We start from the raw sequence: 13,737 nt of genomic DNA, 5'->3' as shown, positions 1-13,737 counted from the left end.
GCATGTGAATCCAGGCAGCGTCCTGGCCTGCGATGACGTGTGGATGGCCGGGGGGCTCTGCCGGTGCGGCCACAGGTCGATGCCGCTCGGTCTCCGGTTCGGGGGCTCGTTTCGGATCCAGGTTTGGGAGCGCATCCATGGTCGCGTGGTATTCCGTGCTCCGGATACTGTCCGAGAGTGCCATAATGGAGGGTCAGGGCGTTGCGGAGATCGGCGCCCTGTCCTTGTGTCGCCCCGGGTTCGTTACTCTGTGAAAGGTTTCATGAGAGTAGGGTGAGGGTTTACCGCAGGATGTGGCCTGTATTGGCCAACCGTTGGTGAAGACACAAAAAAATCCGCCCGATATACGGGCGGAGTAGTGAAGATAAAAGGATGTACTTAATACGGTACGCGCCTCGCCGTCCTACTTGCGGTGGCGCACGTGGTGCACGACGAGAAGGACGATGCACAGGACCGTCAACAGTCCGAAACCCACACTGATCAGCGGATGGAAGCCGCCGAAGGACGTGACCGCGTTGGCCGTGGCGCCGAGGAGGATCAGCAGCCACAGTACGGCCCTCACCGCGAACCGGCCCCCTGCCGGAGCGTCGTCGCGACGCCCTCCGGCGTCGCCTGGGCTCTGCGCGAAGCGGTAGGGGTCGCTCATCTGCCATCTCCTGGGAATCGGAGCCTGCGGTCCGGTGGGGGTACGGTCGGGACGTCCTCGTCGGGACACTCACGACCCTAGGAGCGCCGGCCTCGGGGAGCCATCCCGCACGCTGAACAGCACTGGTACAGCAGGCTGTACTCTTTCGGGCCGCCCGCTCCGCCGAGCCCCCGTGCCGGTAGGGTTTCGCCGAGTCGGAGCCGGCCAGGAAGTGGACATGCCCCCCAAGGACAACGACGCCAAGCCACTGCGGGAACTCGTGGTGACCGGGGTCAACGCCGTGTTCCTGAGCCTGGAGCGCCTCGCCGGCGGACTGGTCACCGCCCTGATGGCGCTGTTCGCCCTCACCGCCCTCACCGTCGTCCTCCTCACCTGTCTCCTCGGCATCGGCCTGCTCTTCCTCCCCGCCGCCCTGCGGGTGGTCCGGGCGGTCGCCGACCGCGAACGCCACCGCCTCACGCGGTGGGGGCCGCCGGTGCCGTCCCCGGGCGGGGACGACGGACCGCGCACCGCCGTGGCGGCACTCGTCTCACTCGTCAGGGACGTGCGGGTCAGACGCGACCTCGCATGGCTGGCCTGCCACTCCACGCTGGGACTCGTCACGGGGCTCCTGGGAGTCCTGCTCCCGGTGATCGCGGTCAGGGACAGCACCTTTCCCCTGTGGTGGTGGCTGCTGCCGCCGGACACGGCCGGGGCCTCGATCGGCGTCCCGGTCCACGACTGGTACACGGCCCTGGCCGTGGGTCTGATGGGGGTCGCCTGGGGGGCGATCATGTTCGGGTTCGAGCCGGGTCTGGCCTGGCTCCAGTCGTGGCCGGGCCGCCGCCTGCTGGGGCCGCACTCCCGGATCGTCCTCAACGAGCGGATCGCCGAACTCACGGTCACGAGGGCCGCCGCCCTGCGGTCGCACACCTCCGAACTGCGCAGGATCGAACGCTCGCTGCACGACGGTGCGCAGAGCCGCCTGGTCTCGGTCATCATCCAGCTCGGATCCGCGCGCCGGATGCTGCAGACGGACCCGGCCCGGGCCGACTCGGCCCTGGAGCGCGCGCAGACCGCGGCGGAGGACGCGCTGGCCGAACTGCGCGGGCTCGTACGCGGCATCCTCCCCCCGGTGCTGGAGACCCACGACCTGGAGGGGGCGCTCAGCGCGCTCGCCGCGGGCTGCTCGGTCCCCTGCACGGTCGAGGCCGGAGACCTCGGCTCCGTCGCCTCGTCCATCGAGGCGACGGCCTACTTCGCCGTGGCCGAGGCGGTGACCAACATCACCCGGCACAGCGGGGCCGGGCGCGCCGGCATCCGGATCGACAGAGAAGGGGACACCTTGTACGTCCACATCCACGACGACGGCGGAGGCGGTGCCACCGAGAGCGGGGGGACCGGAATGTCGGGCATCCGGCGCCGGGTCGAGGCGCACGACGGCACCTTCGCTGTGGACAGTCCGGTGGGCGGGCCGACACGGATCCGGGTGGAGCTGCCGTGCGCATCGTGATCGCCGAGGACGACGCCCTGCTCCGCGAGGGGATGGCCGCTCTGCTCCGGGACGAGGGCTTCGAGATCGCCGCGGCCGTCGGGGAGGCCGACGCCCTGCTCCGGGCCGTGGCCGACCAGGAGCCCGACCTCGCCATCATCGACGTGCGGATGCCCCCCACCCACACCGACGAGGGCATCCGGGCGGCGGTGCGCGCCAGGGAGATCCGTGAGGGGCTGCCGGTCCTGGTCCTGTCCGCCTACGTCGAGCAGTCGTTCGCCACCGAGCTCATGGAGACCGGGACGTCGGGGATCGGCTACCTGCTCAAGGAGCGGGTGGGCCGGGTCGAGCGGTTCGTCGACACCCTGCGCCGGGTCGCGGACGGACAGACCGCCATCGACTCGGAGGTGGTCGCCCAGCTGTTCGCCCACAAGCGCACCGACGACGCGCTGTCCCGGCTCAGCCGCCGCGAGCGCGACGTCCTCGCCCTCATGGCCGAAGGGCTCGGCAACGGGGCGATCGCCGAGCGGATGACCGTCACGGACGGCGCGGTGCACAAGCACATCCGCAGCATCTTCGGCAAGCTCGGCCTGGCCCCGGACGACCGGTCGGACCGGCGGGTGGCCGCGGTCCTGCGCTACCTGAACGCCACGGCCCGCTGAGGCCGGCCCGCGCCCGGTGGTGGCCGGCCCGTGTGCGCACTCCGGGCGCGACGGACCGACCGAACCCATCCGACTCCGCGTCACCGGCCGTCGCCGCGTCCTCCTGAGGGCAGCCGGGCCACAAAGGCCGTTCGGCCGCCGCGGTCCGGCCGCTCACCGTGCGGCGCCCGCCGCGGTCGACCGGTGGCCGGACACAGCGAAGGGCATGTCCCGGATCTCTCCGGTCCATGCCCTGAACTGGCCAAACGTGGTGGGCGATACAGGACTCGAACCTGTGACCTCTACCGTGTCGAGGTAGCGCTCTAACCAACTGAGCTAATCGCCCGCGTGAAGCGTTGGAGGTGGAGACGGGATTTGAACCCGTGTAGACGGCTTTGCAGGCCGCTGCCTCGCCTCTCGGCCACTCCACCGAGTGCACGTGGAGTGACTGCTCACTCCCGCCTTCTCCGAGCGGACGACGGGATTCGAACCCGCGACCCTCACCTTGGCAAGGTGATGCTCTACCAGCTGAGCCACGTCCGCTTGCTGCCTGGCCGGGCCCCGTTTCCGTTGCCCCCGCCGTGCTGCTGATAAGAACTCTAGCGGAAAGTCCGCAGACGGCAAATCGGCGCTGGAAGCGACCGGTGCGCGGGTGCCGCGGAGCATTCCGGGCGCCCGCCTCCTCCGCGGACGGGCGCCCTGGTGGACAATGGGAGCACGCGCACGACGGGGAGACCGCATGAGCTGTAGCGACCACGCCTCCCGGGCCGGGGATCCGCCCGGCGCGCACAGGGAGTGGCCGCGGGCCCGCGAGGCCGCCGGGCGGCTCGGCGCGGAGCTCGCACCGGCCCCCCGTGACCTGCCGCTGGGCCGGGCCCTGGGCGGTGTCCTCGGGGCCGACGTCACCGCACTGGTCGGCCTGCCCGCCTTCGACGCCTCCGCCATGGACGGCTACGCGGTGGCCGGGCCCGGGCCCTGGCGGCTGGTCGGCAGGCAGCTCGCCGGAGCGCCGAGCACCCGTGAGGCCCTGCGGCCGGGGGAGGCCGTGGAGATCGCGACCGGCGCGCGGGTACCCAAGGGCACGGAGAGCGTCCTGCCCTACGAGCGCGCCGCGCTGGACGGCGGCGTCGTCGGGGGCGAGATCGAGCGCGGCCGGCACGTGCGCTGGGCGGGGGAGGAGACCGGCCCCGGGGAGACCGTCCTCACGCGTGGCGCCCGGGTGACGCCCGCCGTGCTCGGCCTGGCCGCCGGGCTGGGCCACGACACCCTTCCCGTGCTCCTGCCACGGGTGTCGGTCCTGGTGACCGGCGACGAGCTGACCACCTCAGGCCTGCCGGGCGAGGGGCGGGTGCGCGACGCCATCGGCCCCCTGGTGCCCGGGTTCCTCGGCTGGGCCGGCGCCGAACTGTGTGAGGAGCGCCATCTGGGCGACGACCGCGCGGCGCTGGCGGAGGCGGTCTCCGCCGGCGGGGCGGACGTGGTCGTGGTGTGCGGTTCCTCGTCCAAGGGACCCGCCGACCATCTGCGCGCGGTGCTGGAACAGGTCGGCGCGGACACCGTGGTGGACGGAGTCGCCTGCCGTCCCGGGCACCCCCAGGTCCTGGCGCGCCGGGGCGGCACCGCAGTGGTGGGCCTGCCCGGGAACCCGGGCGCCGCGCTGGTCGCGATCCTGACTCTGCTGGTGCCCCTGGTCAGCGCCCTCGCGGGCCGCCGGGACCCGACGCGGTCGGCGGGCGCGGTCGCGCTGGACGGCGACGTCGCCGCGCATGCGAGCGACACCCGCCTGCTGCCGGTACGCCTGGCCGGGGGACGCGCGCGGGCGGTCGGCCACGACCGCCCCGGCAGCCTGCGGGGCGCGGCCCTGGCCGACGCCTACGCGGTGGTCCCGCCCCGGTGGGACGGTGCCCCCGTCGAACTGCTGCTCCTGCCCTGAACGCACGCGCGGCGGCCCCGGGGAGTCCCCGGGGCCGCCGTCGAGCCGGTCGGACGGCTCACCCGTTCCTGGTCGGGCCCGTCGGCGCGGCACCCTCCCCGGCGGGTTCCCCGGTGCCGTCGGCCGCGGGTGCCGGCACCGCGGCCCCGGGTTCCGCGGCCGTGGACCCTTCGGCCTGCGACGCCGTGGGTTCGGACGCCACGGCCGGGTTGCCGTGGCCGCGCAGCAGCAGCCACGCCTGGACCGCGGCCGCCAGCACGATCACCACGGCGATCCCGCTGGTGAGGTGCATGCCGCTGGTGAACGCGTTCTGCGCGGCCGTCATCAGTTCGGCCCCGGCGGACCCGCTCAGCCCGGCTGCGGCGTCGGCCGCACCCCCCAGGGTCTCCCGAGCGGTGTCGGTCGCACCCGCGGGCACGCCCTCGACCCCGGTCAGGTTCGCCCGGTAGTAGGCGGTCAGCACGCTGCCGAGGACCGCGACGCCCAGGGCCCCGCCCAGTTCGTAGGCGGTCTCGGAGATCGCCGAGGCGGCCCCGGCGCGCCGGGGCGGGGCGGCGCTCATGATCGCGCCGTTGGTCAGCGTCTCGGCGAACCCGGCCCCGGCGGCGATGAGCGCGAAGCCCAGCGCCACCAGCACCACACCCGTGGTGGCGTCGTCGGCCGAGGTGAGCACCAGCACGGCGAAGCCGGACGCGGTGACCACCAGCGCCGAGGCGATGACCGCGGCCAGGCTCAGCCTGCGGGCGACCCGCACGGCCACGAAACTGGTCAGCACGGACAGGACCAGCCCCGGCACCAGGACGTACCCGGCGTGCATCGGCGACATGCCCAGGACCAGCTGCAGGTACTGCGTCAGGAAGAACAGCGACGACACCAGCGAGAACACGATCATCAGGTTGGTGGCGACCGCCACGCTGAACACGCGGGACCGGAACAGGTCCACGTCGATCAGCGGGTCGGCCAGCGTCGTCTGCCGACGCACGAACACGTATCCCAGCACCAGACCCAGCACCAGCGCCGCGAGCGGGACCAGGGTCGGCCCCTCGGTGGCCAGCTTCTTGACGCCGTACACGGAGGGCAGCATCGCGCCCAGCGACAGCGCCACGCTGGGCACGTCCAGCCGGCCCGGCGACGGGTCGCGCGACTCGCGTACCAGCAGCGGGACCAGGACCAGGATCAGCGCCATCACCGGCAGGTTGATCAGGAAGACCGATCCCCAGAAGAAGTGCTCCAGGAGCCAGCCGCCCAGGATCGGGCCGAGGGCGGCCCCGGCGGAGAAGCCGGACGCCCAGATGGCGATGGCCAGCAGCCGCTGGCGCGCGTCCAGAAACATGTTGCGCAGCAGGGACAGGGTGGAGGGCATCAGTGACGCGCCCGCCACACCGAGCATGGCGCGGGCGACGATGAGCACCTCGGGCGTGGGCGCGAGGGCGGCGAGCAGGGAGGCCGCGCCGAAGGCCGCCGAGCCCGCCATGAGCAGTCGTCGGCGGCCGACGCGGTCACCGAGCGAGCCCATGGTGACCAGCAGTCCGGCCAGGACGAAGCCGTAGATGTCGATGATCCACAGCAGCTGTCCGGAGGTGGGCCGCAGTTCCTCGCTCAGTTCGGGGACGGCGAACCCGAGCACGGTCATGTCGACCGAGATCAGGACGACGGGAAGGACCAGGACGGCGAGCGCGGCCCACTCGCGCGGTCCGGCGAGGGCCGGTCCGGCGCCCTGGGCGCCGCGCGCGTCGGTGGTGCCGTGCCCGGCCTTGGCGGTGCTCATCATTCCTCGTTTGCGTGTCGCTGGTGGGGCGGCGCCCGGTTCCGGGTGCGCCGGCCGCCGGGGCGGGAGGCCGCGGGCTCCGGTCCTGGCGGGGGACGGTACGGGAGATGGATCTCCGGCCATTGTGAACCGTCCAGACGGTACAGTACCGTCCGGCCGGTACAGTGTCAATCGTGAACGTTTCCACCACACGCGACCGCATCCTCGACGCGCTCCAGGACATCCTCATCGACGAGGGCCACTCCGGGGTGACCCTGGAGGCGGTGGCCCGCGCGGCCTCGGTCTCCAAGGGCGGGCTGCTCTACCACTTCCCGTCCAAGGCGGCCCTGATCACCGGCCTCATCGAGCGGCTCTCCGCCCTGGCCGAGGAGGAGTTCCGCGAGGCGGTGGAGAGCGGCGAGGGCGTCGTCCGCGTCTTCCTGCGCACCTCGCTGCCCCGCAGCGCGGAGGAGCGCGAGCTCTACTGGTCGGTCATCGCCGCCCTGCGCAGCAAGGAGGACATGCCGGAGGAGGCCGCCGAGCTCGTGCGGTACCTGTTCACCCGGTGGGGCGAGCTGCTGCACGAGGAGCTCACCGACCCCGTGCTCGCCGAGATCATCCTGCGGGCCGGGGACGGCCTGTACATGGCGGCCATCGCCGGGCTTCCCCAACCCGACCCCCAGCTCACCCAGGACGTCTTCGACCGCCTCGTCGAGGCCTCGGACAAGGTCCGCCGGCCGCGCTGACGCGTCGTCCGCGCCACCGGTCCGGGCGCCGACCGGTCCCGCGGGGCGGCGGCGCAGGTGTCCGCCCGCCGTCCCGGGGAAAGATCACGACCAGGAAACGGTACGCGCGGCGGCCGGGGTGCGGCCACTGGTTTTCCGTGGCCCCGGAAGGGCCCGGAAGACCTGTGCGCAGGGGTCTCCGTCGTGTGCGGGCGGTCCAGGGAAGGTGACCATGTGGTGCTTTTCACGTGTTGGGGATCGTGATTTACTTCCCAGTAACTTCTTGGTCGTGACGAGGGCCCGCGGTCGTCGGGTGCTGGCCCGACCGAGGAGGTGAAGTGTGCACTACCTCTAGGAGTAGGGCGTGCCGTGTCGATCAGGACTGAAGCTGTTCGCGAGACTGTTCCCACCTCGCTCGGGGACGTCGGCGGGGTGAGAACGCGCAGACGGGAAAGCGGGGGGCGGATGCACAGGCTCACCAACCAGGTACGGCCGTACGCCTGGGGTGCCCGCACGGCCATCCCGAGGCTGCTGGGAACGGAACCGGACGGCACACCCCAGGCCGAGCTGTGGCTGGGCGCCCACCACGGCGCGCCGAGCACCGCGCACTGCGAGGACGGGCCGCGGTCCCTGCCCCGGCTGATCGCCGACGACCCGGACCGGGTCCTGGGGCGCAGCGCCGCCGAGCGCTACGGCCCGCGGCTGCCCTTCCTGCTCAAGTACCTGGCCGCCGAGGCCCCGCTCTCCCTCCAGGTGCATCCGGACGCCGCCCGCGCCCGCGCGGGATTCGACGCCGAGGAGCGCCGGGGGATCCCCGTCGACGCGTCGCACCGCAACTACCGCGACCCCCACCACAAGCCCGAACTCCTGCTCGCGCTCGAGCCCTTCGAGGCCCTGTGCGGATTTCGCGAGCCGGCCGCGGCCCAGGCGGATCTGCGTGGCCTGACCTGCGAACTCGCGGCCCGGCTCCGCGCGGGTCTGGCCCTGCCCGACACCCACGACGCCCTGCGCGCGGCCCTCACCCTGCTGCTCACCCTGCCCGACGCCGACCGCGCCCGCCTGATCGGGGACTTCGTCGCGGAGTGGTCCTCCGCCGGGCCCCGGGGCGCGCACACCGACATCGTCGTCGACCTCGCCGACCGCTATCCCGGCGACCCCGGCGCCGTCGCGTCCCTGCTGCTGAACCGGATCACCCTCTGGCCGGGGCAGGCGCTGTACCTGCCCGCGGGCAACCTGCACGCCTACCTCCAGGGGACCGCGGTCGAGGTGATGGCCAGCTCCGACAACGTGCTCCGGGCGGGCCTGACCGCCAAGCACGTGGACGCCCCCGAGCTGTTGGACGTGGTGGACTTCGCCGTCCTGCCGATCCCCTACGCCCGTCCCGCGTTCCTGGACGGCCGACGGGAGTTCCGGCCCTCGGCCCCCGAGTTCGCGCTGCACGAGATCGGCCCGGGGCGCATCACCGCGCACCTGCCCGGGGAGGGGCCGTCGGTGGTGCTGGCCCTGCACGGCCAGGTGGAACTGGTCGCCGAGGTGGGGGAGGGGCTCGTCCTCCAGCGCGGGGAGTCGGTGTTCGTGCAGGCGGGGAGTGGCCCGATCAAGGTCGAGGGCCACGGGCACGTGGTCGCGGCCACGGTCGGAGAGTCCTAGCCTCCGATCCGGCCCGTCCGCACCGGAGAGCGTGCGTACGCAGATAGCCTGGGCCCCTCTGTTCCCATAGCACTGACAAGGGGTTGCACCATGGCGCTCGAGCGTCCCGAGATCGACTTCATCGACGGCCCGCCGCCCGCCGACCTGGTCGTCACCGACGAGAAGGTCGGTGAGGGCGAGCAGGCCGGGCACGGCAGCACCGTCGAGGTGCACTACGTGGGCGTCGCCCACTCCTCCGGCGAGGAGTTCGACGCCAGCTGGAACCGCGGCGAGCCGCTCCGCTTCCGCCTGGGCTCCGGCCAGGTCATCAGCGGCTGGGACCAGGGTGTCATGGGGATGCGCGTCGGCGGACGCCGCAAGCTGGTCATCCCGCCGCACCTGGCCTACGGCGACCGCGGCGCCGGCGGCGTCATCAAGCCGGGCGAGACCCTGGTGTTCGTCGTGGACCTGGTCGGCGTCAGCTAGCACCGGCCCCGCTCGTCGCCCGCCGTCCCGCTCGCTCTTCGAGCGGGACGGCGGGCGAAGTGCTCTCCAGGCGGTGGAGGGCGACGGGAGGGGGCTGCGCCGGAGGCGTCCGTTGAGGGTGGTAGGCCCGCTCTGCCGCGTAGCGGCCCCCGGGGCGGTGGAGGGCGACGGGAGGGCGGGGCTGCGCCGGAGGCGTCGGTTGAGGGTGGTAGCCCGTCACGCGCGAAGCGCTCCCCGGGCGGTGGAGGGCGACGGGAGGGCCCGTGCCGTGCTCCCACACACGGCACGGGCCCCTTCCTGCTCCCGCTTCCTACCCGAGGGTTGCGCCCACCGTCACGTGGCCCTTGAGCAGGTCGCGGGCGATCGTGCGGCGCTGGATCTCGTCGGTGCCCTCGAAGATGCGCAGCAGCCGCAGGTCCCGGTACCAGCGCTCGATCGGCAGCTCGCGGGTGTACCCCATGCCGCCGTGGATCTGCATCACCCGGTCGACGATCTCGTTGGCCTTCACACCGCCGAAGAGCTTGGCGATGGACTGCGCGTGCCGGGAGTCCCGGCCCTGCTCGACCTGCCAGGCGGCGTGCAGCACCAGCAGGCGCAGCGCCTCGATCTCCATCTGGGAGTCGGCGATCATCCACTGGATGGCCTGGCGGTCGGCGATCGGCGCGCCGAAGGTCTGCCGTGACTTGGCGTGCTCGATGGCCATGCCCAGCAGCCGCTCACAGCCGCCCAGCGCGCGGGCGGGCAGCAGGTAGCGGCCCTTGCCGATCCACTTCATCGCCAGCGTGAAGCCGTGGCCCTCCTCACCGAGGATGTTGGCGTGCGGCACGCGGACGTCCTGGAAGACCAGCGACGCCGGGCGGCGCTCACCCATGGTGTCGATCGGCTCGGAGGTCCAGCCCATGTCCCGGTCGACGAGGAAGCAGGTCACACCGCCGTTGGCGCCCTTGTCCTGGTCGGTCACGGCGAAGACCATCGCGAAGTCGGCCTCCTCACCGCTGGTGATGAAGGTCTTCTCCCCGTTGATGACCCACTCGTCGCCGTCGCGGACCGCGCGGGTGCGGATGGCCTTGGCGTCGGAGCCGGCGCCCGGCTCGGTGATGGCGAAGCAGGATCTGCGCTCACCGGCGATGGTGGGCAGTAGGTAGCGCTCCTTCTGCTCCTCGTTGGCGTAGTAGAGGATGTTGTCGGCCTCGCCGCCGAACTTGAAGGTCAGGAAGGTGCGGCCGAGTTCGGTCTCGATGATGGCCGCGGTGATGGGGTCCAGCCCCATGCCGCCGTACTCCGTGGGCGTCTCCACGCCCCAGAAGTCGGACTTGCGGGCCAGGGCCTGCAGGTTCCGGCGCTCGTCGCCGTTGAGCCCCGGGGGGTGCCCCTCCCGCTCGCGGCGCAGCACCTCGTTCTCCAGCGGCATCAGTTCCCGCTCCACGAAGGTCCGGACCCAGTCCCGGACGGCGCGCTGCTCTTCGCTCAATGAGAAATCGATCACGGCCTGCTCCCCAATAACCTAACACTGTTCGGTTACTCGAGCGTACGATGTCCACCGCCGCTGGTGCAAGAGGGGGCCGAATCCCGTTCGTGTCCCGGCGCCGCCGGGAGCGCGACCGAAGTGCCCCTGATGCGGACCGGCATGCGATGATCAGCGCGGACGCCGGACAGCCCGGAGCGTCCACCACAGTGGAGAAGGGGATCCTTCCGTGGCCCGACCCAAGACGCCGATCCTGAGCAAGCCCGCCATCCGCCAGGCGGCCCTGACCCTCATCGACAGGGACGGGCTCGAAGGGCTCTCCATGCGCAAACTCGCCCAGGAACTCGACGTGCAGGCGGCCTCCCTCTACAGCCACTACCGGACCAAGGAGGAGCTGCTCACCGAGATCGCAAACGACGTCACCACCCGCATCGACGTGTCCGGCTTCGAGAACGGGAACTGGCGCGAGGGCCTGGCCCAGTGGGCGCGCTCCTACCGCGACGCCCTGGCGCAGCACCCCAACCTGGTACCGGTGATCGCCTCCGGTCCCGGGCGGCGGGAGGAGGCCCTGCGCCGGGCCGACATCGTGCACGGCGGCCTGGTCAACGCCGGGTGGCCGCCCAAGTACGCCACCATGATCGGCGCCTCCACCAAGTACCTGGTGGTCGGAGCGGCCACCAACTCGTTCGCGCGCGGCTTCGACGACGACGTGCGCGTCTACCGCGACCGCTACCCGAACCTCTCCCAGGCCCACCGTCTGGCCGAGCACGCCACCGAGATCGACGACGCCAGCTTCGAACTCGCGCTCTCGGCCTTCCTGGACGGGCTCACCCGCGTCTACGACGAACTCCGCGCCCACGCCTGATCAGCGGCCCCCGGCCGATGCGGCTTCGCCCGGCCGGGTGCGGTGGGCGGTGCACCGGTGTCCAGGAGCGCGACCGCTCACGGGCCCGCCGCCCCGAGGGCGGGACACGGGCCCACTCGGCTCACACCCGCGCGGAGCGCAGCCGGAACGCGGTGACCTGGGCGATGACCAGGCCGCACGTCGCCGTCGCGTAGGCGCCCCACAGCAGGGGCAGCCCGCCGGCCCGCGCCAGCGGGAGCGCCGACAGCGCGAGTAGTCCGTAACAGACCGCGAACGCGTACATCGACGGCCGGGGACGCTTGATCCCCAACAGCCCCATCCCCGGCAGCGCCTGCAGCGCGTCGGCCACGACCACCGCGCACAGCACGGGCAGCAGCGCCACGGCGGTGGCGCCCACCCGTGGATCGGAGGTCAGCAGTCCCATGAGCGGCACGGCCGTCGTCCAGAGCACCGCGGCGCCGCCCGCCACGACCGGAACCGCCACCGCGTACCCCGCCAGCACCGCCCGGCGCACGCCGGGCCGGTCGCGCCGCGCGGCCGCCTTGGCGGCGAAGGGGACCAGCGACTGCCCGACGGCCGACGCCGGCAGGAAGGCGAACGTGGCCACGACCACGAGCAGCTGGTGCGCGGCGGCCTCCGGAGCACCGACCCGGGCGACCGCCAGGGCCAGCACGCTCATCGCCCCGAACTTGATCATCAGGGTCGCGCCGCTGGGCAGGCCGACCCGGGCGATCCGCCACAGGCCCCTCCTTCGTGGCGGCCCCCAGCCGACGCGGTGGCCCCGCAGGAGCGTGCGGCGGCGGGACGCGTACAGGCCCAGGGCGAGACCGACGGTGCCCTGGAACAGCATCGTGACGCCCGCGCCGGACAGGCCCAGCTCCGGGAACGGGCCCGCGCCCAGGACCAGGGCGGGCGTGAGTGTGACGGTCAGCGCGGTGGAGACCAGGCTCAGCGCCAGGACGGTGCGGGTGCGGCCGAGCCCGATGAGCACGATGTCCGCGGATGAGCGCACCGAGGCCACGGCCACGAACGCCCCCATGAGCAGCGGGGAGGGGCCGAGGGCGGCCAGGGTGGGCGCGGCCACGCCCAGGGGCGGTGCCCACAGGGGGATCGCGGCGACCAGGGAGCCGCCGAGCAGCCCCACGCACAGTGCGAGCCAGGTGCCGTCGCGCACGACGCCGGCGAGGGCGGCCGGGTCGCGGTCGTTCTCGGCGACGAAGGGCATGGCTCCGCGCAGGGACCCCTGCGCCACCATCAGCAACGGGTTGACGAGGGAGATGATGAGGGCGTGGGCCGCCAGGTCACCGGTGTCCGTCCGCCCGAGTACCGCCGCGGTGACCATGCCCCCCGCCGTGGTGGCGAGCATGGACAGGTACAGCGGGAGCGCCCTGCCCGCGATCCGGCCGGTCAGCCGGGCGAGGGAGGGTCGGGCCTCCGTGTGGCGCCCGACGGCCTCCGGTGCCGTGGCGGGCGTGGAGCGGACGACCGTCAACGGCTCCCCCCGACCGTCGTGCGCTCCTTCGGCCGGTACAAGCGGGACTCCTGGGTGTCGGGGGCTGCCTCCGTCGGGCATGCTAACGCACCGCTGCCGGGCGGCCGTGGGGATGGTTGGTAGCGTCGGCGCCAGAGGGCCGCGCGCACGCGCGCGGCCGGGTCGACGAGGCTGGAGGAGGCGCCGTCCATGGCTGACGCACGGGTGGTCTGGTCCAAGAAGGTTCCGGAGGTCTACGGCAAGCTCGACGAGATCGACAAGATCATCGCCGGGCACCTGGAACCGATCCTGCTCGAACTGGTGAAGCTGCGCTCCTCCGTCCTCAACGGCTGCGCGTTCTGCGTGGACCTGCACACGCGCCGGGCCCTGCAGGAGGGCGAGACCCAGCAGCGCCTCTTCCTGGTCCCGACGTGGGTCGAGGCGGAGGGGATCTTCACCGACGCCGAGCGGGCCGCTCTCGCTCTCACCGACGAGATGACCCGGATGGGCGAGCACGGGGTCTCCGACGAGGTCTACTGGGAGGCCGCCGAGCACTTCGACGAGGAGAAGCTCGCCGCGCTGATGGCCGCCATCGCGATGATCAACCTGTACAACCGGCTCGCGGTCACCTCGCACCTGCACCCGCGTCGGCGCTGAG

Annotated in this window: 12 protein-coding genes and 3 tRNA genes; 8 read left to right on the top strand and 7 right to left on the bottom strand. The window is 72.7% G+C overall.

Features of this window, described 5'->3' with window-relative positions; translation table 11 throughout:
• Positions 1 to 403: 403 nt before the first annotated feature.
• Positions 404 to 646 carry a hypothetical protein gene (locus M1P99_RS03450; RefSeq protein WP_304451226.1) on the bottom strand — a complete coding sequence of 81 codons (243 nt, stop codon included), beginning with the start codon at positions 644 to 646 and terminating at the stop codon, positions 404 to 406.
• Between the two features lie 217 nt (positions 647 to 863).
• On the opposite strand from M1P99_RS03450, the gene M1P99_RS03445 reads away from it, so the two are divergent.
• Together M1P99_RS03445 and M1P99_RS03440 are read left to right on the top strand one after the other, a co-directional pair.
• The gene (locus M1P99_RS03445) at positions 864 to 2,138 is read left to right on the top strand and encodes a sensor histidine kinase (protein WP_304451225.1); all 1,275 of its coding nucleotides are present in this window, start codon (positions 864 to 866) and stop codon (positions 2,136 to 2,138) included.
• Entirely contained in the window at positions 2,126 to 2,779 is a 654-nt protein-coding gene (locus M1P99_RS03440; protein ID WP_304451224.1) for a response regulator transcription factor, read from the top strand. The genes M1P99_RS03445 and M1P99_RS03440 overlap by 13 nt, the downstream gene beginning before the upstream one ends.
• A gap of 248 nt (positions 2,780 to 3,027) precedes the next feature.
• On the opposite strand, the gene M1P99_RS03435 is transcribed toward M1P99_RS03440, so the two are convergent.
• From M1P99_RS03435 to M1P99_RS03425, 3 genes are all read right to left on the bottom strand, one after another.
• Positions 3,028 to 3,104 (bottom strand) — tRNA-Val (locus M1P99_RS03435).
• Between the two features lie 11 nt (positions 3,105 to 3,115).
• A tRNA-Cys gene (locus M1P99_RS03430) sits at positions 3,116 to 3,189 on the bottom strand.
• Between the two features lie 39 nt (positions 3,190 to 3,228).
• Positions 3,229 to 3,301 (bottom strand) — tRNA-Gly (locus M1P99_RS03425).
• Between the two features lie 196 nt (positions 3,302 to 3,497).
• On the opposite strand from M1P99_RS03425, the gene M1P99_RS03420 reads away from it, so the two are divergent.
• On the top strand, positions 3,498 to 4,691 hold the full coding sequence (locus M1P99_RS03420) for a molybdopterin molybdotransferase MoeA (protein ID WP_304451223.1): 1,194 nt from the start codon (positions 3,498 to 3,500) through the stop codon (positions 4,689 to 4,691).
• Between the two features lie 58 nt (positions 4,692 to 4,749).
• Here M1P99_RS03420 and M1P99_RS03415 read toward each other — a convergent pair whose 3' ends face one another.
• Positions 4,750 to 6,459, bottom strand: coding sequence for an MFS transporter (locus M1P99_RS03415; protein WP_304451222.1), 1,710 nt, complete (start codon positions 6,457 to 6,459; stop codon positions 4,750 to 4,752).
• Between the two features lie 173 nt (positions 6,460 to 6,632).
• Between M1P99_RS03415 and M1P99_RS03410 the strand changes: the two genes are divergently transcribed.
• The 3 genes from M1P99_RS03410 to M1P99_RS03400 all read left to right on the top strand — a co-directional run bounded on the left by M1P99_RS03410 (position 6,633) and on the right by M1P99_RS03400 (position 9,278).
• Complete coding sequence (locus M1P99_RS03410; protein ID WP_179827382.1) at positions 6,633 to 7,184, top strand: TetR/AcrR family transcriptional regulator; 552 nt, start codon at positions 6,633 to 6,635, stop codon at positions 7,182 to 7,184.
• Between the two features lie 444 nt (positions 7,185 to 7,628).
• Positions 7,629 to 8,813 carry a mannose-6-phosphate isomerase, class I gene (gene manA, locus M1P99_RS03405; protein WP_304451221.1) on the top strand — a complete coding sequence of 395 codons (1,185 nt, stop codon included), beginning with the start codon at positions 7,629 to 7,631 and terminating at the stop codon, positions 8,811 to 8,813.
• 90 nt (positions 8,814 to 8,903) lie between these two features.
• Positions 8,904 to 9,278: an FKBP-type peptidyl-prolyl cis-trans isomerase gene (locus tag M1P99_RS03400; protein ID WP_304451220.1), complete on the top strand. Its 375-nt coding sequence runs from the start codon at positions 8,904 to 8,906 to the stop codon at positions 9,276 to 9,278.
• A gap of 310 nt (positions 9,279 to 9,588) precedes the next feature.
• Here the strand turns inward: M1P99_RS03400 and M1P99_RS03395 are convergent, their stop codons facing one another.
• Positions 9,589 to 10,764: an acyl-CoA dehydrogenase family protein gene (locus M1P99_RS03395; protein WP_304451219.1), complete on the bottom strand. Its 1,176-nt coding sequence runs from the start codon at positions 10,762 to 10,764 to the stop codon at positions 9,589 to 9,591.
• Between the two features lie 208 nt (positions 10,765 to 10,972).
• Between M1P99_RS03395 and M1P99_RS03390 the strand changes: the two genes are divergently transcribed.
• The gene (locus tag M1P99_RS03390) at positions 10,973 to 11,608 is read left to right on the top strand and encodes a TetR/AcrR family transcriptional regulator (protein WP_304451218.1); all 636 of its coding nucleotides are present in this window, start codon (positions 10,973 to 10,975) and stop codon (positions 11,606 to 11,608) included.
• Between the two features lie 121 nt (positions 11,609 to 11,729).
• On the opposite strand, the gene M1P99_RS03385 is transcribed toward M1P99_RS03390, so the two are convergent.
• The gene (locus tag M1P99_RS03385; protein ID WP_304451217.1) at positions 11,730 to 13,100 is read right to left on the bottom strand and encodes an MATE family efflux transporter; all 1,371 of its coding nucleotides are present in this window, start codon (positions 13,098 to 13,100) and stop codon (positions 11,730 to 11,732) included.
• A 189-nt stretch (positions 13,101 to 13,289) separates the two neighbouring features.
• Between M1P99_RS03385 and M1P99_RS03380 the strand changes: the two genes are divergently transcribed.
• Positions 13,290 to 13,736, top strand: a complete 447-nt coding sequence (locus M1P99_RS03380) for a carboxymuconolactone decarboxylase family protein (RefSeq protein WP_304451216.1) — start codon at positions 13,290 to 13,292, stop codon at positions 13,734 to 13,736.
• The last annotated feature ends 1 nt before the right edge of the window (position 13,737 follow it).

The sequence above is a fragment of the Nocardiopsis sp. YSL2 genome (assembly GCF_030555055.1).
In the GTDB taxonomy this organism is placed as follows: Bacteria; Actinomycetota; Actinomycetes; order Streptosporangiales; family Streptosporangiaceae; genus Nocardiopsis.
Note: the sequence above shows the minus strand (reverse complement) of the source record. Positions and strands in the feature narration are given on the sequence as shown.

Coding starts and splice junctions, on each gene's coding strand:
- M1P99_RS03415 (WP_304451222.1), bottom strand. CDS start 6,459: ATGAGCACCGCCAAGGCCGGGCACGGCACCACCGACGCGCGCGGCGCC.
- M1P99_RS03380 (WP_304451216.1), top strand. CDS start 13,290: ATGGCTGACGCACGGGTGGTCTGGTCCAAGAAGGTTCCGGAGGTCTAC.
- M1P99_RS03445 (WP_304451225.1), top strand. CDS start 864: ATGCCCCCCAAGGACAACGACGCCAAGCCACTGCGGGAACTCGTGGTG.
- M1P99_RS03400 (WP_304451220.1), top strand. CDS start 8,904: ATGGCGCTCGAGCGTCCCGAGATCGACTTCATCGACGGCCCGCCGCCC.
- M1P99_RS03420 (WP_304451223.1), top strand. CDS start 3,498: ATGAGCTGTAGCGACCACGCCTCCCGGGCCGGGGATCCGCCCGGCGCG.
- manA (WP_304451221.1), top strand. CDS start 7,629: ATGCACAGGCTCACCAACCAGGTACGGCCGTACGCCTGGGGTGCCCGC.
- M1P99_RS03450 (WP_304451226.1), bottom strand. CDS start 646: ATGAGCGACCCCTACCGCTTCGCGCAGAGCCCAGGCGACGCCGGAGGG.